At 60.2% G+C, this 23901-nt stretch carries 26 protein-coding genes; 19 read left to right on the top strand and 7 right to left on the bottom strand.

What is annotated here, in order from left to right; all coding sequences use genetic code 11:
- The first annotated feature begins 129 nt into the window (after positions 1-129).
- A complete protein-coding gene (rhtA, locus tag ACQ4OE_RS22890) occupies positions 130-1017 on the top strand; it encodes a threonine/homoserine exporter RhtA (RefSeq protein WP_430948007.1) in 888 nt (295 codons plus the stop codon).
- 168 nt (positions 1018-1185) lie between these two features.
- The gene (locus tag ACQ4OE_RS22885) at positions 1186-1467 is read left to right on the top strand and encodes a hypothetical protein (protein ID WP_122591834.1); all 282 of its coding nucleotides are present in this window, start codon (positions 1186-1188) and stop codon (positions 1465-1467) included.
- Between the two features lies 1 nt (position 1468).
- Here the strand turns inward: ACQ4OE_RS22885 and ACQ4OE_RS22880 are convergent, their stop codons facing one another.
- Positions 1469-2032: a TetR/AcrR family transcriptional regulator gene (locus ACQ4OE_RS22880; RefSeq protein ID WP_430948006.1), complete on the bottom strand. Its 564-nt coding sequence runs from the start codon at positions 2030-2032 to the stop codon at positions 1469-1471.
- Positions 2033-2124: 92 nt separating this feature from the next.
- On the opposite strand from ACQ4OE_RS22880, the gene ACQ4OE_RS22875 reads away from it, so the two are divergent.
- Together ACQ4OE_RS22875 and ACQ4OE_RS22870 are read left to right on the top strand one after the other, a co-directional pair.
- Positions 2125-2853 (top strand): SDR family oxidoreductase, encoded by a 729-nt coding sequence (locus tag ACQ4OE_RS22875; protein WP_430948005.1) that lies wholly within the window; start codon positions 2125-2127, stop codon positions 2851-2853.
- A gap of 37 nt (positions 2854-2890) precedes the next feature.
- Entirely contained in the window at positions 2891-3487 is a 597-nt protein-coding gene (locus ACQ4OE_RS22870) for a 2-hydroxychromene-2-carboxylate isomerase (RefSeq protein ID WP_430948004.1), read from the top strand.
- A gap of 49 nt (positions 3488-3536) precedes the next feature.
- On the opposite strand, the gene ACQ4OE_RS22865 is transcribed toward ACQ4OE_RS22870, so the two are convergent.
- The 4 genes from ACQ4OE_RS22865 to ACQ4OE_RS22850 form a co-directional block, all read right to left on the bottom strand.
- Complete coding sequence (locus ACQ4OE_RS22865; protein ID WP_430948003.1) at positions 3537-5345, bottom strand: aminopeptidase P family protein; 1809 nt, start codon at positions 5343-5345, stop codon at positions 3537-3539.
- Positions 5346-5400: 55 nt separating this feature from the next.
- The gene (locus ACQ4OE_RS22860; protein WP_430948002.1) at positions 5401-6567 is read right to left on the bottom strand and encodes an aminotransferase class V-fold PLP-dependent enzyme; all 1167 of its coding nucleotides are present in this window, start codon (positions 6565-6567) and stop codon (positions 5401-5403) included.
- Positions 6568-6772: 205 nt separating this feature from the next.
- The gene (locus ACQ4OE_RS22855) at positions 6773-7387 is read right to left on the bottom strand and encodes a LysE family translocator (protein WP_430948001.1); all 615 of its coding nucleotides are present in this window, start codon (positions 7385-7387) and stop codon (positions 6773-6775) included.
- Between the two features lie 103 nt (positions 7388-7490).
- A complete protein-coding gene (locus ACQ4OE_RS22850) occupies positions 7491-7760 on the bottom strand; it encodes a hypothetical protein (protein WP_122591845.1) in 270 nt (89 codons plus the stop codon).
- Between the two features lie 387 nt (positions 7761-8147).
- Between ACQ4OE_RS22850 and msuE the strand changes: the two genes are divergently transcribed.
- From msuE to ttdR, 7 genes are all read left to right on the top strand, one after another.
- Complete coding sequence (gene msuE / locus ACQ4OE_RS22845) at positions 8148-8711, top strand: FMN reductase (protein WP_430948000.1); 564 nt, start codon at positions 8148-8150, stop codon at positions 8709-8711.
- Between the two features lie 10 nt (positions 8712-8721).
- Complete coding sequence (gene ssuD, locus ACQ4OE_RS22840) at positions 8722-9867, top strand: FMNH2-dependent alkanesulfonate monooxygenase (RefSeq protein ID WP_430947999.1); 1146 nt, start codon at positions 8722-8724, stop codon at positions 9865-9867.
- A 21-nt stretch (positions 9868-9888) separates the two neighbouring features.
- On the top strand, positions 9889-11076 hold the full coding sequence (locus ACQ4OE_RS22835) for an acyl-CoA dehydrogenase family protein (RefSeq protein ID WP_430947998.1): 1188 nt from the start codon (positions 9889-9891) through the stop codon (positions 11074-11076).
- Between the two features lie 25 nt (positions 11077-11101).
- On the top strand, positions 11102-12205 hold the full coding sequence (locus tag ACQ4OE_RS22830; protein WP_122591850.1) for a sigma-54-dependent transcriptional regulator: 1104 nt from the start codon (positions 11102-11104) through the stop codon (positions 12203-12205).
- Between the two features lie 170 nt (positions 12206-12375).
- A complete protein-coding gene (locus ACQ4OE_RS22825) occupies positions 12376-12834 on the top strand; it encodes a VOC family protein (protein WP_430947997.1) in 459 nt (152 codons plus the stop codon).
- 240 nt (positions 12835-13074) lie between these two features.
- Positions 13075-13950, top strand: a complete 876-nt coding sequence (locus tag ACQ4OE_RS22820; RefSeq protein WP_430947996.1) for an alpha/beta fold hydrolase — start codon at positions 13075-13077, stop codon at positions 13948-13950.
- Positions 13951-13974: 24 nt separating this feature from the next.
- The gene (ttdR, locus tag ACQ4OE_RS22815; protein WP_430947995.1) at positions 13975-14925 is read left to right on the top strand and encodes an L-tartrate utilization transcriptional activator TtdR; all 951 of its coding nucleotides are present in this window, start codon (positions 13975-13977) and stop codon (positions 14923-14925) included.
- A 126-nt stretch (positions 14926-15051) separates the two neighbouring features.
- On the opposite strand, the gene leuD is transcribed toward ttdR, so the two are convergent.
- Both leuD and leuC read right to left on the bottom strand, forming a co-directional pair.
- Complete coding sequence (gene leuD / locus ACQ4OE_RS22810) at positions 15052-15666, bottom strand: 3-isopropylmalate dehydratase small subunit (RefSeq protein ID WP_430947994.1); 615 nt, start codon at positions 15664-15666, stop codon at positions 15052-15054.
- Positions 15663-17081 carry a 3-isopropylmalate dehydratase large subunit gene (gene leuC, locus ACQ4OE_RS22805; RefSeq protein ID WP_430947993.1) on the bottom strand — a complete coding sequence of 473 codons (1419 nt, stop codon included), beginning with the start codon at positions 17079-17081 and terminating at the stop codon, positions 15663-15665. The genes leuD and leuC overlap by 4 nt, the downstream gene beginning before the upstream one ends.
- Positions 17082-17485: 404 nt before the next feature.
- Between leuC and ACQ4OE_RS22800 the strand changes: the two genes are divergently transcribed.
- The 8 genes from ACQ4OE_RS22800 to ACQ4OE_RS22765 are packed head-to-tail and all read left to right on the top strand — an operon-like array spanning position 17486 to position 23752.
- Positions 17486-18688, top strand: coding sequence for a PepSY-associated TM helix domain-containing protein (locus ACQ4OE_RS22800; RefSeq protein WP_430947992.1), 1203 nt, complete (start codon positions 17486-17488; stop codon positions 18686-18688).
- On the top strand, positions 18685-19227 hold the full coding sequence (locus ACQ4OE_RS22795; RefSeq protein WP_430947991.1) for a thiamine pyrophosphate-binding protein: 543 nt from the start codon (positions 18685-18687) through the stop codon (positions 19225-19227). The genes ACQ4OE_RS22800 and ACQ4OE_RS22795 overlap by 4 nt, the downstream gene beginning before the upstream one ends.
- Positions 19224-19565 carry a hypothetical protein gene (locus ACQ4OE_RS22790; protein ID WP_430947990.1) on the top strand — a complete coding sequence of 114 codons (342 nt, stop codon included), beginning with the start codon at positions 19224-19226 and terminating at the stop codon, positions 19563-19565. Before ACQ4OE_RS22795 ends, ACQ4OE_RS22790 begins: the two co-directional genes overlap by 4 nt.
- Positions 19562-20137 carry a DUF6162 family protein gene (locus ACQ4OE_RS22785; RefSeq protein ID WP_430947989.1) on the top strand — a complete coding sequence of 192 codons (576 nt, stop codon included), beginning with the start codon at positions 19562-19564 and terminating at the stop codon, positions 20135-20137. The genes ACQ4OE_RS22790 and ACQ4OE_RS22785 overlap by 4 nt, the downstream gene beginning before the upstream one ends.
- Before the next feature lie 35 nt (positions 20138-20172).
- On the top strand, positions 20173-21102 hold the full coding sequence (locus tag ACQ4OE_RS22780) for a metal ABC transporter substrate-binding protein (RefSeq protein ID WP_430947988.1): 930 nt from the start codon (positions 20173-20175) through the stop codon (positions 21100-21102).
- Positions 21099-21947, top strand: coding sequence for a metal ABC transporter ATP-binding protein (locus ACQ4OE_RS22775; protein ID WP_430947987.1), 849 nt, complete (start codon positions 21099-21101; stop codon positions 21945-21947). Before ACQ4OE_RS22780 ends, ACQ4OE_RS22775 begins: the two co-directional genes overlap by 4 nt.
- Positions 21947-22846 (top strand): metal ABC transporter permease, encoded by a 900-nt coding sequence (locus ACQ4OE_RS22770; RefSeq protein ID WP_114884478.1) that lies wholly within the window; start codon positions 21947-21949, stop codon positions 22844-22846. Before ACQ4OE_RS22775 ends, ACQ4OE_RS22770 begins: the two co-directional genes overlap by 1 nt.
- Entirely contained in the window at positions 22847-23752 is a 906-nt protein-coding gene (locus ACQ4OE_RS22765) for a metal ABC transporter substrate-binding protein (RefSeq protein ID WP_430947986.1), read from the top strand. It abuts the gene before it with no gap.
- The last annotated feature ends 149 nt before the right edge of the window (positions 23753-23901 follow it).

The raw sequence follows: 23901 nt of genomic DNA, 5'->3' as shown, positions 1-23901 counted from the left end.
CGTTAATTTGCTTTTTCTATCGACTTGGTAAAAACCGTGGCTATATATAGACGCGAGGGCAGCGAATGCGCAGTATATTGCCCAACACTACAACAATGATCCTGTTCTTATCCTGGACGAAGCCACGCAATGAATGACCAACCCCGCTCTCTTGCCTCAATGCTGTTTCCGGTTGGCCTGCTATTAATAGCCATGGCATCGATCCAGTCCGGCGCCTCTCTGGCCAAAAGCATGTTCCCGGTCGTAGGTGCTCAGGGGACAACCACCCTGCGCCTGATCTTCGCAAGCGTGATCATGCTGCTCCTGTTGCGCCCATGGCGCGCCAAGCTCACCGCCAAATCCTTGCGCACCGTGATCGTCTACGGGATGGCACTGGGAGGCATGAACTTCCTCTTCTATATGTCGTTACGCACAGTTCCCTTGGGAATTGCCGTCGCTCTGGAGTTCACCGGCCCTTTGGCCGTAGCCATTTACTCGTCGCGTCGGGCCATCGATTTTCTCTGGATTGCTCTGGCCGCCGCCGGCCTGCTGCTGTTGATTCCAACCGGAGCCACAACTGCCGGAATCGATCTGCTGGGCGCCGGATATGCCTTGGGCGCTGGCGTCTGCTGGGCGTTCTATATTCTTTTCGGCCAGAAAGCCGGCGCTGACAACGGCGTCACCACCGCCGCATTGGGGGTGATGATCGCCGCTCTCTTCGTTGCTCCGATCGGTATCGTACATGCAGGCGCTGCGCTATTAACGCCGTCCCTGATCCCTGTAGCCATCGGCGTTGCCATTTTGTCTACCGCGCTGCCCTACACGCTGGAAATGGTCGCCCTCACCCGCCTGCCCGCAAGAACCTTCGGCACCTTGATGAGCATCGAACCCGCATTCGGTGCGCTGTCGGGCTTACTGTTCCTGCAGGAGTACCTCACATTGTCACAATGGATGGCGATCATGTGCATTATTCTGGCCTCCGTTGGCGCAACCCTGACCATGGGCAGTGCCGCCAAGCCTGCCATCCCGGCAGATTGAAACAGGATTTGACGAAGGTCTGGCAATTGGCGCTTTTTTAGGCCATGTTTAGGCCTCTAACTCAGTGCCAGACATGGATTTTTTCGCATACGGATATCAGAACGCTTCACGCGCGATCGAACACTTGCAGACCCGAGCGACAGACTCGCGGCTGCTATAAGGACGGTAATGAAACGATTTTTGATACTGGTCGCCATACTGGCAGTTGCGGGTTGTGCGGCAACCTCGGAAACACAGGTAAAACGCGGAAAGAAAGGGTTGCACATCAACTGTTCGGGACTTTCGTCCTCTTGGGACAAGTGCTACACCAGCGCTGCCAACGCCTGTGCTCCAAAAGGCTACAAGGTCATCGCCAAATCCGGCGACACCGTGGAAGAGCCGGGTGATTATCCGTTCGGCCTCAACCCTGCCGGCTACACCAGCCGAAGCATGATCGTCATCTGCAAATAGGTCAGCGCGGCTCGGCCAGCTGACGACTGATCTGTTCATGACTGGACTTCAGCACGGTGCGCTGAATGTCCAGTGTGGACAGCATTCGCGCTACCACCAATGCGCCGACGCATTGCGACAGAATCGACCACGCCAGGCTGTCGCTGCCCAGTATTCGTGCCCAACTCTCCTGAAGCCGACAGATCCACAACTGCGCCTGCTCGCGCACCTCAACGCCTGATCGGGCGATTTCTGCGCCCAGCGCCGGCAGCGCACAACCGACCTCCGGTTGCTCGACGTGAGCCATGCTCAAATAGTGCTTGAGACAACGCTCCAATCGCTCACGATCCTGCGCACCCTCCCCGCCCAACCGCTCAAGGCTTTGAGCCAACTCGCGCTCGACGATGGCTGTGAACAATTCATCCTTCGACGAAAAATGACTGTAGAACGCCGCGCCGCTCAGGCCGATAGCCTTCATCAAACCATCCACGCCGACCGTCGAAAAACCTGCTTTCTTGGCGGACAACGCACTGCTCTGCAGTAACTTCTCTCGGGTTTCAAGCTTGTGAGTGGCGGAATAGCGCATGCGGTTTGACCTCGTTTTGAGCGCCTTGACGTTGTGCAAATCCTAGCATAACGTTCGTTCACTTAACGATCGTTTAGCAAAGGGACCTACCCATGAATAACAAGAAGATCGTATTGGTTGTCGGTGCGGGAGATGCCACTGGTGGAGCGATTGCCAAACGCTTTGCCAAGGAAGGATTCGTCGCCTGCGTCACCCGACGCAGCGCCGATAAACTGCAACCATTGGTGGAAGCGATTCAAGCTGAAGGCGGCGAAGCCCATGGATTCGCCTGCGATGCCCGCAAAGAGAAAGACGTGATTGCATTGATCGAGGACATCGAAACCCGCCTCGGTCCGATCGAAGCCTTTGTGTTCAACATCGGCGCCAACGTGCCTTGCAGTATCCTAGAAGAAACCGCTCGCAAGTATTTCAAGATCTGGGAAATGGCCTGCTTCTCAGGTTTTCTCAATGCCCGAGAAGTGGCCAAACGCATGGTCACCCGCCAACGCGGCACTATTTTGTTCACCGGTGCTACCGCCGGGCTGCGCGGGGCCTCCGGTTTCGCCGCCTTCGCTGGCGCCAAACACGGTATTCGCGCACTGGCGCAAAGCATGGCGCGAGAGCTCGGCCCGTTGAACATCCACGTTGCCCATGTGGTGGTCGATGGCGCTATCGATACCGACTTTATCCGCAACAGTTTCCCCGAGAAGTACGCCACCAAGGATCAGGACGGGCTTCTCAACCCGGAACACATTGCCGAAAATTACTGGTATCTGCACAGCCAGCCACGGGATGCCTGGACGTTCGAGCTGGATCTGCGCCCCTGGAACGAACGCTGGTGAGCCCTCCCCCAAACAACAATAACGAGAGTGCGGCACGATGAAAAAAACCGTGGAGTTCTATTTTGATCTGGGCAGCCCCGCCACTTACCTTGCCTACACCCAGCTGCCAAAGATCTGCGCGCAAACCGATAGCAATCTGATCTACATCCCAATGCTACTGGGCGGCGTGTTCAAGGCGACCGGCAATGCATCTCCCGCGATGATCCCCGCCAAGGGTCGCTACATGTTTGAGGATCTGGACCGCTACGCAAAACGTTATGGCGTGCCGCTCAAATTCAATCCGCACTTTCCGATCAACACGCTAATGTTGATGCGTGCCGTCATGGGCATCCAATTGCGCCAGCCTGAGCGTTTCCGGGCCTTCATCGATTGTTTGTTCAATGCACTTTGGGTGGAGGGCCGCGCTCTGGATGAACCTGCTACCGTTGCGGCGGTGTTGATCGAGCACGGTTTCGATCCACAGGAAGTGCTGGCGCTGACCAACGACGAGTCAGTCAAAACCGCACTCAAGGACAATACCGAGACCGCGGTTAAGCGCGGTGTGTTTGGCGCACCGAGTATGTTCGTCGGCAGCCAGTTATTCTTCGGTCAGGATCGACTCGACTTCGTCGAAGAGGCGTTGCGCCAAGTCTAGTTGGAAGTCATCACTCGGGCGCTGCCAGCAGCGCCCGAGCGTCAATCACTTAAATAGCAGCAGTGCGGGTGTTCAACCACTCCAGCGCCGCGCCTTCCAGCAGCGGACTCAAACGCTCGCGCACTTCGGCGTGATAAGCGTTGAACCACTGTTTCTCTTCCTGAGTCAGCAACGCAGGCACCAGGCAACGGGTGTCGATCGGGCACAGGGTCAAGGTTTCAAACTTGAGGAACTCGCCAAACTCACTGCTGCCAGCCTCGCGGTTCATCGCCAGGTTCTCGATGCGCACGCCCCAACGGCCCGGACGATATGTCCCCGGTTCGATCGAGGTGATCATTCCCGCTAGCATCGCGGTTTGCGGCGCGGGCGCGGCCTGATAGGCAATCACCTGCGGGCCCTCGTGGACGTTGAGGAAATAGCCGACGCCATGACCGGTGCCGTGACCGTAATCCACGCTTTCTGCCCAGATCGGCGCGCGGGCAATTGCGTCGAGCAGCGGCGACAGAATGCCTTTCGGGAACTGTGCTCGCGACAACGCGATCACGCCTTTCAACACGCGGGTGCAGTCGCGTTTCTGCTCTTCGGTCGGCGTTCCGACTGGCACCATCCGCGTAATGTCAGTGGTGCCCCCCAGATACTGACCGCCCGAGTCGATCAGCAACAAACCGTCGCCCTCGATCACCGCGTGCTCTTCTTCCGTGGCGTGATAATGCGGCATCGCACCATTGGCGTTGAACGCAGCGATCGTGTTGAAACTCAGCGACACATAATCCGGACGACGTTCACGGGCCGCCGTGAGTTTCTCGTCGATGGTCAGCTCGGTAATGCGCTCACGCCCCCAGGCCGATTCCAGCCAGGCGAAAAATTCGCACAGCGCTGCACCGTCCTGCTCCATCGCTTTACGGATGTGCTGAGCGTCAGCTTCGCTTTTTTGCGCCTTGGCCAAGGTCGTCGGGTTCAGACCTTCGACCAGCTTCACGCCGCTGTCGAGGTTATCCAGCAAACCGCTGGTGACCCGCGCCGGATCCACCAGCAAACTCGAACCACTTGGCACTGCGCGCAGGGCTGCAGCGACTTCGCTGTAGTCACGCAGGGTAACGCCGTCGGCTTCCAGCACGGCACGCAGCTGCGCATCAACCTTGCTCAGTGCCACGAATAATGTGGCTTGCTGTTGATTGATCAACGCAAAGGAAACAAACACCGGGTTGAACGACACATCGCCGCCGCGCAGGTTGAACAGCCAGGCGATGTCGTCGAGGGTAGCGATGAAGTGCCAGTCAGCGCCGCGTGCCTGCAAGGTTTCGCGCAGTTTGGCGATTTTCTCGCCACGGCTGACGGTCGCCTGTGGCGGCAGATGCTGATAGATCGCTGCATTCGGCAGTGTCGGGCGGTCGCCCCAGACTTCCTGCAACAAATCGATATCCGTACGCAAACGAGCGCCACGCGCTTCAAGTTTGCTGCTTAGCGTGCGCGCCGAAGCCACCGCCATCACCGCCCCATCAACCGCCACCACACCACCTTCCGGTGTCTGTTCGGCGAGCCAGTCGAGCGGGCTCGGTTGACCCGGCTGCAGCTTGACCAGTTCGATGCCGCTGCCATTGAGTTCTTTGGTCGCCTGTTCCCAGTAACGACTGTCGGCCCAGACACCGGCGAAATCACCGGTGACAATCAAAGTGCCCACCGAACCGTGGAATCCCGACAGCCATTGCCGACCCTGCCAGTAACCCGGCAGATATTCCGACAAATGCGGGTCAGCAGACGGCACCAACAGTGCGTGAATGCCTTCGCGGCGCATCAGTTCGCGGGTATGCGCCAGGCGCTGGGGCACCGATCCTTCGGTCAAGGTCTGGGTACTCATCATGTCTCCTGCTAATCACTTGTTCGTTATTGTTCGTAGCCGTTAGGTCGGCGGTTTAAAGCCCTGTCGCCCAGAATGCCGGAGCACTGGCGCAGGCGGTCTTGATCAGTTCGCAAGCCTTTTCGATATCCTCGGCAGTGGTGAAACGGCCGAGGCTCAGGCGGATGGTGCGCCCGGCCAAATGCCCGTCATGGCCCAGGGCCAAGAGCACGTGAGACGGTGCGTTACTCGCAGAATTGCAGGCTGAGGTCGCGGAAAACGCGATCGAGTGGCTCAACGCGGCGCTGTTAAATTCGCCTTCGCTGAACGTCAGGCTCAAGGTGTGCGGAATGCGCTGACTGGCACTGCCGTTCAGGCGCACACCCGGCAGGCGCAACAGTTGTTCGAGCAGACGCTCGCGCAACGCGACGATGGCACCCTTCTCCTCAGCAAACGCGGCAGCGGCCAAGGCGAATGCTGCGCCCATCCCGGCAATCTGGTGCGTCGCCAATGTCCCGGAACGCAGGCCACCTTCGTGGCCGCCGCCGTGAATCTGCGCTTGCAGCTTTTGCTGCGCCCGAGGGCCGACGTACAACGCGCCGATGCCCTTGGGGCCGTAGAGTTTGTGTGCCGAGAACGACATCAGATCGACAGGCAATTGCGCCAGATCGATCGGCACCTTGCCGGCGCCCTGCGCCGCATCTACGTGAAACAGCGCCTCGCGATTGCGCACAACGTCGCCAATCGCCTGAATATCGTTGACCGTGCCCAGCTCATTGTTGACCAGCATCAGCGACACTAGAAAAGTGTCATCGCGCAGGGCTTCGCTGACTGCTTGCGGCGTGATCAGGCCTTCGGCGTCCGGTACCAGATAGGTCACGGCGATGCCGGCGTCCTGCAATTGGCGCGCGGTATCGAGGATGGCTTTGTGTTCGATCTGACTGGTAATGATGTGGCCGCCAGGGACGCCGCGCGCTTGGGCGACACCTTTGAGGGCGAGGTTGTTTGACTCGGTGGCACCGGAGGTCCAGACGATCTGTTCGGCCTGGGCACCCACCAGTTCGGCGACCTGTCGGCGGGCTTGCTCTACCGTTTGCCGGGCCTGCTGACCATAGACGTGGGAGCTGGACGCCGGATTGCCGAAGTTACCGTGAAAACCCAGACACTCGATCATCACTTGGATGACCCGCTCGTCCACCGGGGTGGTGGCGGCGTAATCGAAATACAACGGACGTGTGTTCATAAAAGACTCGCAGAGCGTGTTCCGGGATCAGGAGGCTCGTGTCTGCAAACGGCACAGCGCAGCCTTGTGAGCTGCGCGTCGGTTCGAGAGCGTCATCAATACCTGATCGGAGGCCGTTAAAGAAGAACAACTTCATTTAAAAGTGCGTAGGAACGCTCCTGAAGTCGAGCTTAACAGGCATCGGGCCGGTGGTTGAAGCAATGCGTCAGCGAAAGCTTTCGAGAAGTAACGGGTACAGCGAAATCACCAACAGCGCCGCCATGCCCCAGTTGAATACGCGCAACCAGCGCGGCTCCTTCAATACATTGCGCAACAACGTGCCGCAAGCGGCCCAGACGCCGACGCTCGGCAGGTTGATGATGGCGAACACGGCGGCAATGATCACCACATTGGTGAAATACCCCTGCATCGGCGTATAGGTGCTGATTGCACCAATGGCCATGATCCACGCTTTCGGATTGACCCACTGAAACGCCGCCGCACCGAGGTAACTGATGGGCTTGGCTTCGCCTTGAGCGCTGTCACCGACAGGCCCCGAGTGAGCGATTTTCCACGCCAGATACAAGAGATAGGCCGCGCCGACGTAGCGCAGAACCGTGTAGAGAAGCGGATAGGTCTGAAACACCGCGCCCAGTCCAAAGCCGACCGCCACGACCAGCACGAAGAACCCGCAAGTGATGCCCAGCATGTGTGGAATGGTGCGGTTAAAACCGAAGTTCACCCCCGATGCCAGCAACATGGTGTTGTTCGGCCCCGGTGTGATCGAGGTGACAAGGGCAAACAGGGCAAAGCCCAGCAACAAATCGAGCGAGAGGGTCATGGTGAGGCAATTCCGTCAGGGTCATTCAGGTGTTGACCCTATCCCACGGCGCCCGGCAAACCCACGGACAGTTGGGTAAAACTTCTGGCAGTACAGTTTCAAATCAGCTTGGGCGACCGTGCAGCTGTACGGCACGCTCAGCGCTCATTTCACCCTGCTTGTCGAAACCGAAAGTCTTCTGCGGTTGACCGAGCAATTGGGCTTTTTTCGCGTGGTATTCGTCGAAGGACAGACCACTGCGGTTCAGTGATTCCATCGCCAGTTCGCGAGATTCCTCATCGGTGTAAGGGCGCAGTTCTGGGGAAACATGACTGGCACATCCGGCCAGTACAGAAACAGCGAGCATCAGCGAAACAGTCAGTAAACGATTCATGGGAGCGTCCTGGCGAGCAGTGGTAGTCGATGGACAAAGGCTACGCCCGCGCGCGCTCGGGCAAAAATCACCGCTCTCAATAGTCGCTATCAAGAATTCAGCACCTCAGCCTGATATCTCCGAACGATCTATAAATATCGATTAACGTTCTTTTACGGAATAACAATCAGCCTTTATAAATCCACTCAGGCGCTCGGCACTGTTGCTCCAGCAACTGTTGCTGAGCCAACAGCGGTTCAACAAACCGCGTTGAAATTCACACAGCCGGTCATCTTCAGAGCGCTGAACCCCCCGTAAAACGGGCTCGCCGGGAATTGGTACAGCGCTTGCTCAAGCCCAGTGACTTACTCACTGCTCGCAGAGCAACTGTTGAAAAAGGAACTGATCATGTCGCGTCCCCTGAAAGTCGTCGCCCTGTCCGGTGGCACCTGGCGTCCGTCCCGCACGTTGGTGCTGACCCAAGCCTTGATCGCCGAGTTGGCCGGGCATCTGCCGATTGAGAGTCACTTGATCGAACTTGGCGACATCGCCCGTCCACTCGGCGGTGCCCTCTCACGTCAGGAGCTGAGCGCTGAAGTCGAATCCGAGTTGCAGGCCATCGAACAAGCCGACCTGCTGATCGTGGCCGCGCCGGTCTATCGCGGATCCTACCCGGGCCTGCTCAAGCACCTGTTCGATCTGATCGACCTCAACGCACTGATCGACACGCCGGTGCTACTGGCCGCCACCGGTGGCAGCGAACGCCATGCGCTGGTGCTCGATCACCAATTGCGACCGCTGTTCAGCTTCTTCCAGGCCGTGACGTTGCCGATTGGCGTGTACGCCACCGAGGCCGATTTCGCCGATTACCAGATCACCAGCGAAACCTTGAAAGCACGCATTCGCTTGGCCGCCGAACGGGCCGCGCCGCTGTTCGCCACGCAAATCAAACCTTTGCTGAAAATCGCCTGAGGAGCCGTTCATGGATGTTTTCTGGTTTCTGCCGACCCACGGTGACGGCCACTACCTGGGCACCACTCAAGGCGCGCGCCCGGTCACGCTCAACTATTTGAAACAAGTGGCCCAAGCCGCCGACAGCCTCGGCTATCACGGTGTGCTCATTCCCACCGGGCGCTCTTGTGAGGATTCCTGGGTGATCGCTTCGGCGCTGGTGCCATTGACCGAACGTCTGCGCTATCTGGTGGCGATCCGTCCGGGGATTATTTCGCCGACGGTGTCGGCACGCATGGCGGCGACGCTGGATCGCTTGTCCAACGGCCGCTTGCTGATCAACGTCGTCACCGGTGGCGACCCTGACGAAAACCGTGGCGACGGCAGCTTCCTCAGTCACAGCGAACGCTACGAAGTCACCGACGAATTCCTCAAGATCTGGCGCCGGGTGCTGCAAGGCGAGGCGGTGGATTTCGATGGCAAGCATCTGAAAGTGCAGAACGCCAAAGCGCTGTATCCGCCCGTGCAGAAACCTTACCCGCCGTTGTATTTCGGCGGCTCGTCCGATGCCGCCCATGACCTCGCCGCCGAGCAGGTCGACGTTTACCTGACGTGGGGCGAACCACCCGCGGCGGTCGCCGAAAAACTCGCCGATGTCCGTGAACGCGCCGCGCGGCACGGGCGCCAGGTCAAGTTCGGTATTCGCCTGCATGTGATCGTGCGCGAAACCGCCGAAGAGGCGTGGAAAGCCGCGGACAAGCTGATCGAACACATCAGCGACGACACCATCGAGGCGGCGCAGAAATCCTTTTCCCGCTTCGACTCCGAGGGCCAAAGGCGCATGGCAGCACTGCACGACGGTCGCCGTGACAACCTGGAAATCGCCCCCAATCTCTGGGCCGGCGTCGGCCTGGTACGTGGCGGTGCGGGCACGGCATTGGTTGGCGATCCTCAGCAAGTGGCCGCGCGGATCAAGGAGTACGCCGACCTCGGCATCGAGAGCTTCATCTTCTCCGGTTACCCGCATCTGGAAGAGGCTTACCGCTTCGCCGAGTTGGTCTTCCCGTTGTTGCCGGAGCCGTACGCGAGCCTGGCCGGGCGCGGCGTGACCAACCTCACCGGGCCGTTTGGCGAAATGATTGCCAACGATGTCCTGCCGACAAAGGTCACGGGCTAAACCGAATTCAGGAGTGTTGGTGTGACTGCCAAACCGCAAAATACCCTGTTATCTCCGCTGCAGACCGCGCGCCAACTGGCCGCCGAATTTGCCCTGACCGCCGTCGAACGTGACGAACGTGGCGGCACGCCGAAGGCCGAACGCGATGCCCTGCGCGACAGCGGCCTGCTGGCGCTGAGCATCCCCACGCGTTACGGCGGCCTCGGCGCGAGCTGGAGCGACACCCTGCAGATCGTGCGCGAGTTCGCCAAGGTCGACAGCTCCATCGCCCACGTCTTCGGTTTCCATCACTTGATGTTGGCCACCGTGCGCCTGTTTTCCCGCCCGGAACAATGGCAGCCGTGGTTCGAACAAACCGCCCGGCAGAACTGGTTCTGGGGCAACGCGCTGAACCCGCTCGACACCCGCACCGTGGTCAAGGATCTCGGTGGCTGGCGCGAATTTTCCGGCAAAAAGAGTTTCTGCTCCGGCGCCAGCGACTCACAAATGCTGATCGCCTCGGCGGTGGATGAAAGTGCTGGCGGCAAGCTGTTGATCGCGGCCATTCCCAGTGGCCGCAGCGGCATCACCCTGCACGACGACTGGAACAACATCGGCCAGCGCCAGACCGACAGCGGCAGCGCCACGTTTGAACGGGTGCGGGTCGAAGAATCGGAGCTGCTCCTTGACCCGGGTCCGTTGAGTACGCCGTTCGCCTGCCTGCGCCCGCTGATTGCGCAACTGACGTTCACGCATATGTTCCTCGGGATTGCCGAAGGTGCTTTCGAGGAGGCGCGGCAATACACCCTCAATGAGTCGCGGCTCTGGCATAAATCCACCGCGGGCACGGTGCGGGAAGATCCGTATGTGCTCGCGCATTTTGGTGAGTTCTGGGTTGCGCTGGAAGGCATTCGCTTGCTGGTCGAACGAGCGGCGGCGTTGCTCGATGAAGCGTGGGCCAAAGGCCCCAACCTCAGCGCCGAAGAACGCGGTCATGTCGCCACGGCGATTGCCACGGCAAAAGTCGCAGCCAGCCGTCAGGGCCTCGACATTTGCAGCCGCCTGTTCGAGGTCACCGGCGCGCGCTCGACCCACGCTTCACTGCGCCTCGACCGGCACTGGCGCAACCTGCGCACGCAAACCTTGCACGACCCACTGGATTACAAACTCCATGAGCTGGGCGACTGGGCGCTGAATCAGGCGCTGCCGGTGCCGACGTTCTATTCCTGATCCCCTCTTTTATAAGGACGAGCCCATGCAATTGCTGACCCTACCGCCCTCACCCGCGCTGGCGACGTCGATCCGCGCCACCGCGCAAGTGTTCGAAGACCCGAAATCCCAGGCACTGCTCGCGCATTTGCAACAGGTCGCGCCAAGCGAAGCCAGTGTGCTGATCATCGGTGAAACCGGCACTGGCAAGGAACTGGTAGCGCGGCATATTCACAACCTGAGCAATCGCCGGCATCGGCCCTTTATCGCCGTCAACTGCGGCGCGTTCTCCGAGTCCTTGGTTGAGGCGGAATTGTTTGGCCATGAAAAAGGTGCGTTTACCGGCGCCCTGAGCGCCAAGGCGGGCTGGTTCGAGGAAGCCGATGGCGGCACGCTGTTTCTCGATGAGATCGGTGACCTGCCGATCGCGATTCAGGTGAAGCTGTTGCGGGTGTTGCAGGAGCGCGAAGTGGTGCGCCTCGGTTCGCGCAAAAGCATTCCCATCGATGTGCGCGTGCTGGCCGCGACCAACGTGCAATTGGAGAAGGCGATCAATGCCGGCAATTTCCGCGAAGATCTCTACTACCGACTCAACGTGGTCAATCTGGAATTGAGCCCGCTGCGCGATCGTCCCGGCGATATTCTACCGCTGACCCGGCACTTCATCGAGGCTTACAGCCAGCGGCTGGGCTATGGCCGCGTCAGCATCAGCCCCGGTGCAGAGCACAAACTGCGCGGCTACAGTTGGCCGGGTAATATTCGCGAACTGGAAAATGTGATCCATCACACCCTGCTGATCTGCCGTAACGGCGTGATCGAGCGCGATGACCTGCGGCTGTCAAACTTGCGCATCGACCGCGCCGACGATCATCAGTCCAGTGCCGATGACTCACCGGAAGCGCTGCTGGAACAGGCCTTCCAGAAACTCTTCGCGCAACAGGCCGGCGCCCTCCATGAAAAAGTCGAGGACGCCTTGCTGCGCGCCGCTTACCGTTTCTGCCATTACAACCAGGTGCACACCGCTGCGCTGTTGGGCCTTAGCCGCAATGTCACCCGCACGCGCTTGATCAAGATCGGCGAACTGGCGGTGAACAAGCGGCGAATGACGGAAAATCTGCGAGGCGAGCGGCTGATTCAGTTGTCGATCTAACCGACCGGATTGAAGCGCAGCGCCTCGTCGTGACCGCGCAGTGATGCCCGAACGCAAAGCCGAGCGACTGCTCGTCGGCTGAAAATCCTGGCTGCGCGGACAGTTCTATAGTGATGCTTCCGGTCATCCGGTGAAGCCAAACTCATAGAACAAAAATCAGGGAGAACGTCATGAGCGTCAAACCCATTCCCGAGGGGTATCACAGCATTACCCCGTATCTCGGCATTCACAAAGCCGCCGAGGCCATCGATTTTTACAAGAAAGCCTTCGGCGCGACTGAAGTCATGCGCTTGTCCATGCCCGACGGCGGTATCGGCCATGCCGAACTGCGCATCGGCGACAGCGCGATCATGCTCGGCACGCCGTGCGATCAAGGACCGTTGAGCAATCCGGATCACGTGGTGTCGGTTGGTTTGCATCTGTATGTGACCGACGTCGACAAATCCTTTCAACGCGCACTGGATGCTGGCGCGACTACGGTGTCGGAGGTCAAGGATCAGTTTTACGGTGATCGCAGCGGTACATTGAAAGATCCCTATGGGCATCTGTGGTTTCTCGCCTCGCGCAAGGAGGATCTGACGGAAGAGCAGATCAAGCAGCGGGCGATGGAGATGTTTCAGCAGGGTTGAATTTTGCAGGGTCTGCGATGGCCTCTTCGCGAGCAAGCTCGCTCCCACAGGGATTTCGGCTGTGGTCACGATTTATGTCACACCACAAAACCCTGTGGGAGCGGGCTTGCCCGCGAAGGGGCCCTGACTGAAACGGCAAATCACACTTCATGAACCGGCCCGCCACGCTTTGCGCCTTGCCCCGAACGCCAGACCCTTTCAGGATGCCTCCCACAAGAACCCTGAAAAAGGATCAGCCTGATGTTTGCCGGATTCCTCAAAGACCAGCGTCACGTCAACGGCGTCGACATTACGTATCGCGTTGGCGGCAGCGGCCCGGCCCTGCTGTTGCTGCATGGCCACCCGCAAACCCACGTGATCTGGCACAAGATTGCCGAACAACTCGCCGAGCACTTCACCGTGGTCGCTGCCGACCTGCGCGGTTACGGTGACAGCAGTCGGCCGGCTGCGGATGAGCTGCACGTTAATTACTCCAAGCGCGAAATGGCCCGCGATGGCGTCGAACTGATGCAGTCGCTGGGCTTCGCGCAGTTCTCGATCCTCGCCCACGACCGTGGCGCACGGGTGGCGCACCGCCTCGCCCTCGATCATCCGCACGCCGTGCAGCGCATGATGTTGCTCGACATCGCGCCGACCCTGTCGATGTACGCGCAAACCAACGAAGCTTTCGCCCGCGCCTACTGGCACTGGTTCTTCCTGATCCGCCCAGCGCCGCTGCCGGAAACCCTGATTGAGGCCGATCCCGAAGCCTATCTGCGCAGCGTGATGGGCAGTCGCAGCGCCGGGCTCACGCCGTTCACTGATGAAGCCTTTGCAGAATACCTGCGCTGCCTGCAGCAACCGGGCAGCGCTCGCGGCATCTGCGAAGACTACCGCGCCAGTGCCGGCATTGATCTGGAGCACGACCGCGCCGACCTCGCCGCCAACCGCCATCTGCATCTGCCGCTGCGGGTTTTGTGGGGCGCAGAAGGTACGGTCGGCCGCTGTTTCGATCCGCTGAAGGAATGGCAGCACGTAGCGACCAACGTCAGCGGCCAGGCCCTGCCCGCTGGCCATTACATTGCCGAAGAAGTCCCCGAGCTGTTGCTGGCCGAAGCACTGGCATTTCTGCGCTGAACGGAGACGGCAGATGCCGATGCTATGCTGGCGGCTTCTGCCGCCAGTGCTTGTTTTGCCATGTCCCAGAAGAAAGACACCGTGCCTCTACCCGAAGACTTGCGTGTGCTGCTCACCGTGATCCGCAAGAACGGCTTTGCCGCCGCAGCGGATGAATTGGGCCTGTCGCCGGCGTACGTCAGCAAACGCATCCAGATTCTCGAAACCACGCTGGGCACGCGCCTGCTGCACCGCACCAGCCGCCGCGTTTCGCTCACCGAGGACGGTGAACGCGTGCAGCGCTGGGCGTTGCGCATTCTCGATGATTTCCAGCAACTGCACGACGAACTTTCCGACGCCCACGACAGCCCGCGTGGGCGTTTGCACATCTGCAGCAGTTTCGGATTCGGGCGTAATCACGTCGCGCCGGCGGTGTCGTTGCTGGCTGAGCGTTATCCCGATCTGGAGATCCGCCTGGACCTGTTTGACCGCGTGGTGGACATCATCAACGAAGGCTTCGATCTGGAGATCCGCGTCGGCGATGACATTCCCGGCCAACATATCGGTCGACGTCTGGTCAGTAACCGCCGGGTCTTGTGTGCCGCGCCGGGTTATCTGCAACGCCAGGGCACACCGCAAACCCTCGACGAACTGCAACAGCACGATTGCCTGGTGATCAAGGAGCGCGACAACGCGTTCGGCATCTGGAATCTGGATCGCGATGGCCGTCAGGAAAGCGTGCGGGTCAGCGGGCCGCTGTCATCGAACAACGGTGAGATCGTTCTGCAATGGGCGCTGGATGGGCGCGGCGTGTTGCTGCGCTCATTGTGGGACGTGAAACCGTTGCTGGAGCAAGGCCGCTTGGTGCAGGTGCTGGAAGATTACAGCCAGAGTGCGAATGTCTGGGCGGTGTACCCGACACGGCTGGCGCATTCGGGGAAGTTGCGCGCGTGTGTGGAGTTTTTGCAGGAGCATTTCAAAGGTCTTTCCCTTTAGCTCGCCCCCCCGATATCAAATGTGGGAGCGAGCCTGCTCGCGAATGCGTCCAGTCAGTCAATAATGGTCTCGACTGAACGACCGCTTTCGCGAGCAGGCTCGCTCCCACAAGGGATCAGCGGTGGGTCAGGAAAGCCAAGGGTTGTTGGCCAAGTGTTCGCGTTCGAAATTCTTGATCTGTTCGCGGCGCTGCAAGGTGCTGCCGATGGCGTCCAGTCCCAGCAACAATGCGGTTTTACGCAAGGTATCGATCTGAAAATCGACCACGCTGCCATCCGCGAGGCCAATCTGCTGCGCCTCGAGATCAATACTGATCCAAGCACTTTCAGGCTCGGCAACCAACCGCCCGATCCGCTGCACCTGCGCCTCTTCCAGGGTGATCAACAAAACGCCGTTGCGCTGGCAGTTATCGAAAAAAATCCCGGCGAAGCTGCTACCGATCAGTGCGCGGATGCCCATCTGCTGCAACCCCCAGACGGCGTGTTCACGGCTGGAGCCGCAGCCGAAATTCGGCCCGACCACGAGAAAACTCGCGCCCTGCCACGCGGGCTGATTGAGCACGAACTCCGGATTTGGCGTGCCGTCCGGCAAAAATCGCAGATCGAAAAACAAGCCGCGATCCAGGCCTTTCCTGTCGATGCCCTTGAGAAATTGTTTCGGCATGATCACATCGGTGTCGACGTTGGCCGCCAGCAACGGCGCGGCCTGACCGCTGACCTGGGTGAAGGGTTGCAGGCTCATGGGCGTACTCCAAAGTGACGGATATCGGTCAGGCGGCCATTGATGGCAGCCGCGGCGACCATCGCCGGGCTCATCAGGTGGGTACGTGCACCAGCGCCCTGACGGCCTTCGAAATTGCGGTTGGTGCTGGACGCGCAGCGGTCGCCGGGGGCCAGCACGTCATCGTTCATCGCCAGGCACATCGAACAGCCGGACTGGCGCCATTCAAACCCGGCATCGATGAAGATCTGCGCCAGCCCCTCAGCCTCGGCCTGAGCACGAACCTCGCTGGAGCCGGGGACGATCATCGCGCGCACATGCTCGGCCACGTGCTGACCGCGCACGACGCTGGCGGCATCGCGCAGGTCCTCGATCCGTGCGTTGGTGCAGGAACCGATAAAGGCATGGCTGATGACGATATCGCTGAGGGGCATGCCTGCTTCCAGGCCCATGTAATTGAGGGCGCGACGCATGTCCTGACGCAGAATCGGGTCGCTGATCGCTTGGGGATCGGGAACCGTGGCACCAATCGAAGACGCCTGATCAGGGCTGGTGCCCCACGTGACCATCGGCTCAAGAACAGTGGCATCCAGATTAATTTCGCGGTCGAACACGGCGCCGGGATCAGTGCGCAAATCACGCCATTTTTCCAGCCCGCGCTGCCACAACTCGCCTTCGGGCGCGCGGGGCTTGCCTTTGAGATAGGCGTATACCTTGTCGTCCGGCGCCATGAACGCGCCACGCGCACCGGCCTCGACCGCCATGTTACAGATGGTCATGCGCGCCTCGACGCTCAGCGCATCAATGGTCGAACCACAGAATTCAATCGCATAACCGGTGGCCCCAGAGGCGCCGATCTGGCCGATCAGCGCCATGATCACGTCTTTGGAGGTCAGGCCCGGCGCCAGTTCGCCGTCCACGGTCACGCGCATGCTTTTTAGCCGTTTGTAGACCAGCGTCTGCGAGGCCAACAGATGCTCGATCTCCGAGGTGCCGATGCCGAAACCAAAAGCGCCGAGCGCGCCGTAGGTGGTGGTGTGGCTGTCGCCGGCAGCAATGACCATGCCCGGTAAAATAAATCCCTGTTCCGGTGCGATGACATGTTCGATGCCTTGGCGCTTGTCGAGAATGTCCAGCAACTCAATGCCGAAGTCCCGGCAGTTCTCCGCCAGATACGACACCTGCCGCGCGCCCCCGGCATCGGGCATCGCGGCAACCCGCAGCGGCGCGGTCGGATTGACGTGGTCAACCACCGCCAACGCCGTCTGCGGGCGCCAGACATCACGCCCGGCCTCACGCAAACCGCTGAAGGCTTGGGGACTGGTGTATTCGTTGATCACCTGACGATCGATATAAAGCAGGACATGGCCCTGATCGTCGAGGCGGCAGACCGTGTGCGAATCGATGTGTTTGTCGTAGAGGGTTCGGGCGGTCATCAAAGCGCTCACTCAGGCATTTATTGTGATTTCCATGATAGGGAGCGCGGGCGGGCCATCAATTGGCAGAGAGTGATGGCGTCATCCATGAATCGTGTTTGATCTGCCGATGAGCGAAAACCTTGTGGGAGCGAGCCTGCTCGCGAAGGCGCCAGATCAGGCGACATCTTTGTTGGATGACACATCGCTTTCGCGAGCAGGCTCGCTCCCACAGGGGAATGTGTGGCGAACAGGAATTGCGAAACATTTGCTTTCATATCCTCTTTCGGGATTTTCAGCGCTCATTCGTCTTATAGAGATGCAGGCCGTTCGCGTAGGCAAAAGCCACGAGCGGCTTCTCGGGAACTCCCGTGCTGCGAAGCCCGTAGCCACGCGCCCTTTCACCGAAAACAAGACGCGCAATCATGTCGAAGAAATCCCGCTCCAAACTGTGGTTCCTCGTTCATAGCTGGCTCGCATTACCGATCTGGTTTTTCGTGCTGATCGTCTGTGTCACCGGCACATTGGCGGTGGTCAGCCAGGAAATCGTCTGGCTCGCCAACCCGCAAATGCGCGCCAGCCAGCCGTCGGACGATGCACCGTTGCTCAGCTTCGAGCAGGTGCTGGCCGCGATAAAGAAAGCCGAGCCGCAGACACTGGTTGAAAGCATCAGCCGCCCGGATGAGTCGCACTTCGCCCTCGATGTCAGCGTCAGTTATCCGGACGGGCGCTCGCAGACTGTCTACGTCAACCCGTACACCGGCGTCATTCAGGGCAGCGCGCCCGACTTCGACTTCAAGGCCTTCACCCGAGCCCTGCATGGTTGGTGGCTGGTGCCGTTCACCAACGGTTACAGCTGGGGCTGGTACCTGGTGTCATTCCTCGGTTTGCCGCTGCTTGCGTCCCTGGTGACCGGGCTGGTGGTCTATAAACGCTTCTGGAAAGGATTCTTCAGTCCGACCCTGCGTTTTCGCCATGGTGCACGGATTTTCTGGGGCGACTTCCATCGCCTGAGCGGCATCTGGTCGATCTGGTTCATCGCGGTGATTTCAATTACCGGCACCTGGTTTCTGATTCAGGCGTTCCTGTTCGACAACCAGGTGTCCATCTCGACCGAGCCGATCATTCCGGCGATGTCCCGCGAAAGCGTGCCAATGTCGGCCGATGCGTCGCCGCCGCCACGGCTCAGCCTGGATCGAGCGGTGGAGATCGCCGAGCAGAAAATCCCCGGTCTTGAAGTCAGCTTCGTCAGCATGCCCGGCAATGCCTACAGCCACCTGAGCGTCGGCGGTCGCGGCTGGTATCCGCTGATGTTCCAGACGGCCACGCTCAACCCGTTCAACGGCGACATGGCCGCGTCGCGACTGATCACCGATCGCTCTTCTCTGGAGTTCGTCACCGAATCCATGCGTCCGCTGCACACCGGCGACTTTGGTGGCCTGTGGATCAAGCTGATCTGGTTCTTCTTTGGTTTGCTGTTGAGCATGATGGTGCTCAGCGGTCTGTTGATCTGGACCAAACGCACCGCGCTGGCCACCGCCAATGCACTCAAGCGCGAGAACAAGAAAGCTCGCAGTGCCGCGGCACGACCGGCCCTCGCCCGTGAAACCTCGGAGGCTAATCTGTGAGCCAGTCCAGCACCGCCCCACAACCATCGCGCCTGAGCCGCTTCTGGCACAAATGGCGCTTCCACATCAATGTGCTGTTGTTGCTGATCCCGTTGGGCTTCATGCCCAAGTACTTCGCCGACGCCTCGCTGTTTCGCGGCGACAGCGGCTTGGGCGAGCGTGAAATTGGCGAAGTCCAGGTCGGGCCGTGGAGCGTGCGGCTCGCCGAATTACGTAACGAGGCGCCACGAAAGGACGGCCCCGCGGGCTACATGAAGAGTTTTAATGCCGCCCTCTGCGATGCCTGCATCGACAAAGTGAAAGCCACCTATCTGCGCATCGGCAAGCCGCGCAGCCTGCGTGCCGCCGGGGTGATCTTCTTCGGGACGCCGTATCGCATGGGCAGCCAACTGCCAGTGCCGGAGAAGACCAAACCCGACGCCGAACTGTGGATCACCATGGAAGGCTGGGACGGCAGCATGCACCAGGCCTCGATTCCTTTGAGCCAAGCCTCCCCCGCCACCATTGCCTGGCTGAACCAACAAGGAGCCAAACCATGATTCGCTCTCAACGCCCTCTCCGCCTGCGCCTGAGTGCCATCCTGCTGGTGCTGAGCGCCGCTTTCAGTGCCAGTGCCTTGGCACACAACCCGATGTGCGAATGCAAAGCCATCGATGCCGAACAGATCAAATGCACCGGCGGCTTCTCCGATGGCAGCGGCGCACCGGGGGTAACCCTTGATGTGATCGGCTATGACGAAACCATTCTGGTACCGGGCAAGCTCGGCAGCGATTCAACCCTGACCTTCAAGAAGCCGGGCGCCGAGTTTTATGTGTTGTTCGACGCAGGCCCGGGCCATGTGGTCGAAATCGACCAAGCGGATATCGAAGCCCCATGAGTACGCCAACCACGCAGATCGTGCGTCCGGCCGGTGCCGGCCATGAAACCCTCAATGTATTGCTGTTGTGTCTGTTGATTCTGGCGATTGCCGGGTCAGTCGTGGCCTGGCGAGGGGTTTCCCATGAGCCGGAGCCGGTGGCAACCAATCAACTCGACGCGCGCCGCGACCTCAGTGCTGCCGAGCAAGGCATCTATGCCGACCTGCGGGTAACCCTCGACGAAATCCGCGTGCTGCGCGAAGAACAACAAGCCGTGCCGACCCCGCAGAATCTGGCGGACGAAGGCTTTGCCCCGTTTGCCCAGGATGCGAGTTCGGTCAGCCGTGGCGGGCATGCCTGGCAGTTGTTGGCCGACACCGCATATTTCGGTCAAAGCCAAACCCCAGCCGTCGCCGGTTCGTTCGTGATGCTGCTCGGTGCCGATGACAAGGCTGCGCCGGACATCTGGCTCAACCGTGATGCGGCCATTCAAGCCCCGGCGCAATTCAGTGCTGACGCCCTGTCCGCTGCCGGCTGGAAACAGATCGTCGCGCAATACGATGCCGGCGTGACCCGCGAACATCGCCACTGATTCCTCGCCCCTTTTCGAGAGAAGACCGCTTGCCCATGTCTATTTCATCGCCTCGCCGTCCTTTGTTACGCCTGTTTCTGCTTGGCCTGTGCGCCAGCCTGCTGAGCCCACTGGCCAGTGCCGATCCGGCCAAACGCCTGCGCATCGGAATCACCCTGCATCCTTATTACAGCTATGTGGCGAACATCGTCGGTGACAAGGCCGAAGTGGTACCGCTGATTCCCGCCGGTTTCAACCCGCATGCCTACGAGCCGCGCGCCGAAGATATAAAACGCATCAGCGGGCTGGACGTGATCGTACTCAACGGCGTCGGCCATGACGATTTCGCCGACCGCATGATCGCCGCCAGCGAAACGCCAAACATCAAGACCATCGAAGCCAACGAAAACGTGCCACTGCTGGCCGCCACCGGGGTCGCCGCGCGCGGCGCCGGCAAAGTGGTCAACCCGCACACGTTCCTGTCGATCAGCGCCTCCATCGCCCAGGTCAACAACATCGCTCGCGAACTGGGCAAGCTCGACCCGGACAACGCCAAGACCTACACGCAGAACGCCCGCGCCTATGGCAAACGCCTGCGCCAGATGCGTGCTGATGCCCTGGCCAAACTGACTCAGGCGCCGAACGCCGAACTGCGCGTTGCCACGGTTCATGCGGCTTACGACTATCTACTGCGCGAATTCGGTCTCGAAGTGACGGCGGTGGTCGAACCCGCCCACGGTATCGAACCAAGCCCGAGTCAGTTGAAGAAGACCATCGACCAACTGCGCGAACTGGATGTGAAAGTGATCTTCTCGGAGATGGATTTCCCGTCGACTTACGTCGAAACCATTCAGCGTGAGTCCGGCGTGAAGCTCTACCCGCTGTCGCACATTTCCTACGGCGAATACACCGCCGACAAATACGAAAAAGAAATGACCGGCAACCTCAACACCGTGGTTCGGGCGATTCAGGAGTCGGGCGCATGACCTCCAAAGAAAACCTGATCGCTCAGAACGCCGAGCACCCTGTGGGAGCGAGCCTGCTCGCGAAAGCGCCGGGTCAGGCAACACCTTTATTGAATGACACACCGCATTCGCGAGCAGGCTCACTCCTACAGGTTACGGGGCCGACGCTGGATTTTGCGGGGATTTGTCTGACACTGGGCCGCACTACCATTCTCGACAAAGTCACCTTCCAGGTGCAGCCCGGCACCGTGCACGCACTGGTCGGCCCCAACGGTGGCGGCAAGAGTTCGCTGATCAAGACTTTGCTCGGGCAAATGCCGCATCAAGGCCAGCTCAGTCTGCAGTGGCCCGGCGAGCCCGGCACCATCGGCTACGTGCCGCAGGCGCTGGAATTTGATCGCGGCCTGCCGATGACCGTCGACGATTTCATGGCCGCGATGTGCCAACGCCGCCCCGCGTTCCTCGGTTTGAGCAAGAGTTACGCCGGCGCCATCGGCGGTGCGCTGGAACGCGTTGGCATGCAGGACAAGCGCAAGCGGCGCATGGGCGCGTTGTCCGGCGGCGAACGTCAGCGGGTTCTGCTAGCACAGGGTCTGATCCCTGCACCGCAACTGCTGGTGCTCGACGAGCCGATGTCGGCGCTCGACGAGGCCGGCATTCAAGTCTTCGAGCGGCTGCTCAATGACTGGCGCGCCGCGGGCATCACCGTGCTGTGGATCGAACACGATCTGGAAGCCGTCGGGCGCCTGGCCAATCGTGTCACCGGGCTTAATCGCCGAGTGTTGTTCGACGCGACGCCACAAGAGGCGCTGACTCCGGAACGTCTGCTGACCCTGTTTTCCACCCATCCACGGAGCGCTGCCTGATGAGTTACGAAGCCTTTCGTTTGATGGTGCAAGGCTGGGCCTCCTCCGGTTACTTGCCGGAAGCACTGGCCTATGGTTTCGTGGTCAATGCATTGCTCGCCGGATTGCTGATCGGCCCGGTACTCGGCGGCCTTGGCACGCTGGTGGTGGTCAAGCGCTTCGCATTTTTCTCCGAAGCGGTCGGCCACGCGGCGCTGACCGGTGTGGCCATCGGCATCCTGCTCGGCGAACCTTACACCGGGCCGTACGGCAGCCTCTTCGGCTATTGCCTGCTGTTCGGCATCCTGCTCAATTACCTGCGCAATCGCACCGGTCTGGCGCCCGATACGTTGATCGGCGTATTCCTCTCGGTATCGCTGGCATTGGGGGCGAGCCTGCTGCTGATTCTGGCCGGCAAGATCAACGTGCACATCCTCGAGAACGTGTTGTTCGGTTCGGTATTGACCGTCAACGGCAATGATCTGGCGGTGCTGGCCATCGTCGGTTCGCTGGTCATGGCGCTGGCCCTGCCGCTGTACAACCGCATCATGCTGGCCAGCTTCAACCCGCAATTGGCAGCCGTGCGCGGTGTGGCGGTGAAAACCCTGGATTATCTGTTCGTGATTCTGGTGACGCTGATTACCGTGGCGGCGGTAAAAGTCATTGGCGCCATTCTGGTCGGTGCGCTGCTGGTGATTCCCGCCGCCGCTGCGCGTCTGCTCAGCCAGTCACTGAAAGGTTTTTTCTGGTGTTCGGTATTGATCGCCACGGTCAGCACCTTGTGCGGCATTCTCGCGCCGATCGTGTTTGACCTGCCGATTCCGTCCGGCGCCGCAATCATTCTGGTCGCCGGTATCGGCTTCGCCCTCGCCGCCATCGCGCGCGGCGTCGTCCCCAGCCTCAAAGGGAACCTTGGATAAATGGCTTTTTCAATTCGCAAACTGACTCTGGCCATGGCCCTGTGCGGCGCAGTCTGCATGCCAGTGCTCGCCGCCGAAAGCGCTAAACCGCTGCGGGTGCTGGCCTCGTTGCCCATCACTTATGGTTTGGGCGAAGTGTTGCTCAAAGGCACCGATGTCAATCTCGAACGCGCCGCCCCGGCGAACCTGCCGGGCAGCCGTCAGAGCGCGTACTTCACCGGTCGTGGCGCGCCGGCCCTGAGCAAATTGGCGACTGACGCCGATGCCGTCATCGGCGTGCGCTCACTGTGGCCGGACGATCAGCTGTACCCGATCGCCCGCCGTAGCAATATCCGCATTGTCGAAGTCGACGCGGCGCGCCCGGTGGATGGCGCACTGCCAGGCATCGCCGTGCAACCGCAGCTGAAGGTCGATGGTTTGAACAGCCAGCCATGGCTTTCCAGTAACAACATGGGGCGGATGGCGGACGTGATCGCCGCGGATCTGGTGCGTCTGGCGCCCACCGCCAAGCCGAAGATCGAGGCTAACCTCGCCGCGTTGAAACAGCGCCTGCTCAAACTCAGCGCCGACAGCGAGGCGCGTCTGGCCAGTGCGGATAATCTGAGCGTAGTGAGCTTGAGCGATCACTTCGGTTATCTGATCGGCAGCCTCAATCTGGAACTGATCGGCGAGGATCCACGGCCGGATGCGGAGTGGACGGCTGAGGATTTGAAGAAGCTCACGGCGACGCTCAAGGACAATGATGTGGCGCTGGTGCTGCATCATCGCCAGCCTTCGGACGCGGTGAAAGCAGCGATTAACGAATCCGGCAGCCATCTGCTGGTGTTGAGCATCGATGCGGCGGATCCGGTGGCGGAGCTGGAGGGCAATGTGGATTTGTTGCTCAAGGGTTTGAGCGGGGCTTAGTTTCAGCCGAAACCGCGCTATCGTTCTTCGCGAGCAGGCTCGCTCCCACAGGGTTTGTGCACGACACATATCCAATGTGGGAGCGAGCCTGCTCGCGAAGAGGCCAGCCCGAACTACACAAATCCAAGGCAAGAAAAAACCCGCTGACT

It is taken from the genome of Pseudomonas sp. WC2 (genome assembly GCF_050586545.1).
In the GTDB taxonomy this organism is placed as follows: Bacteria; Pseudomonadota; Gammaproteobacteria; order Pseudomonadales; family Pseudomonadaceae; genus Aquipseudomonas.
Note: the sequence above shows the minus strand (reverse complement) of the source record. Positions and strands in the feature narration are given on the sequence as shown.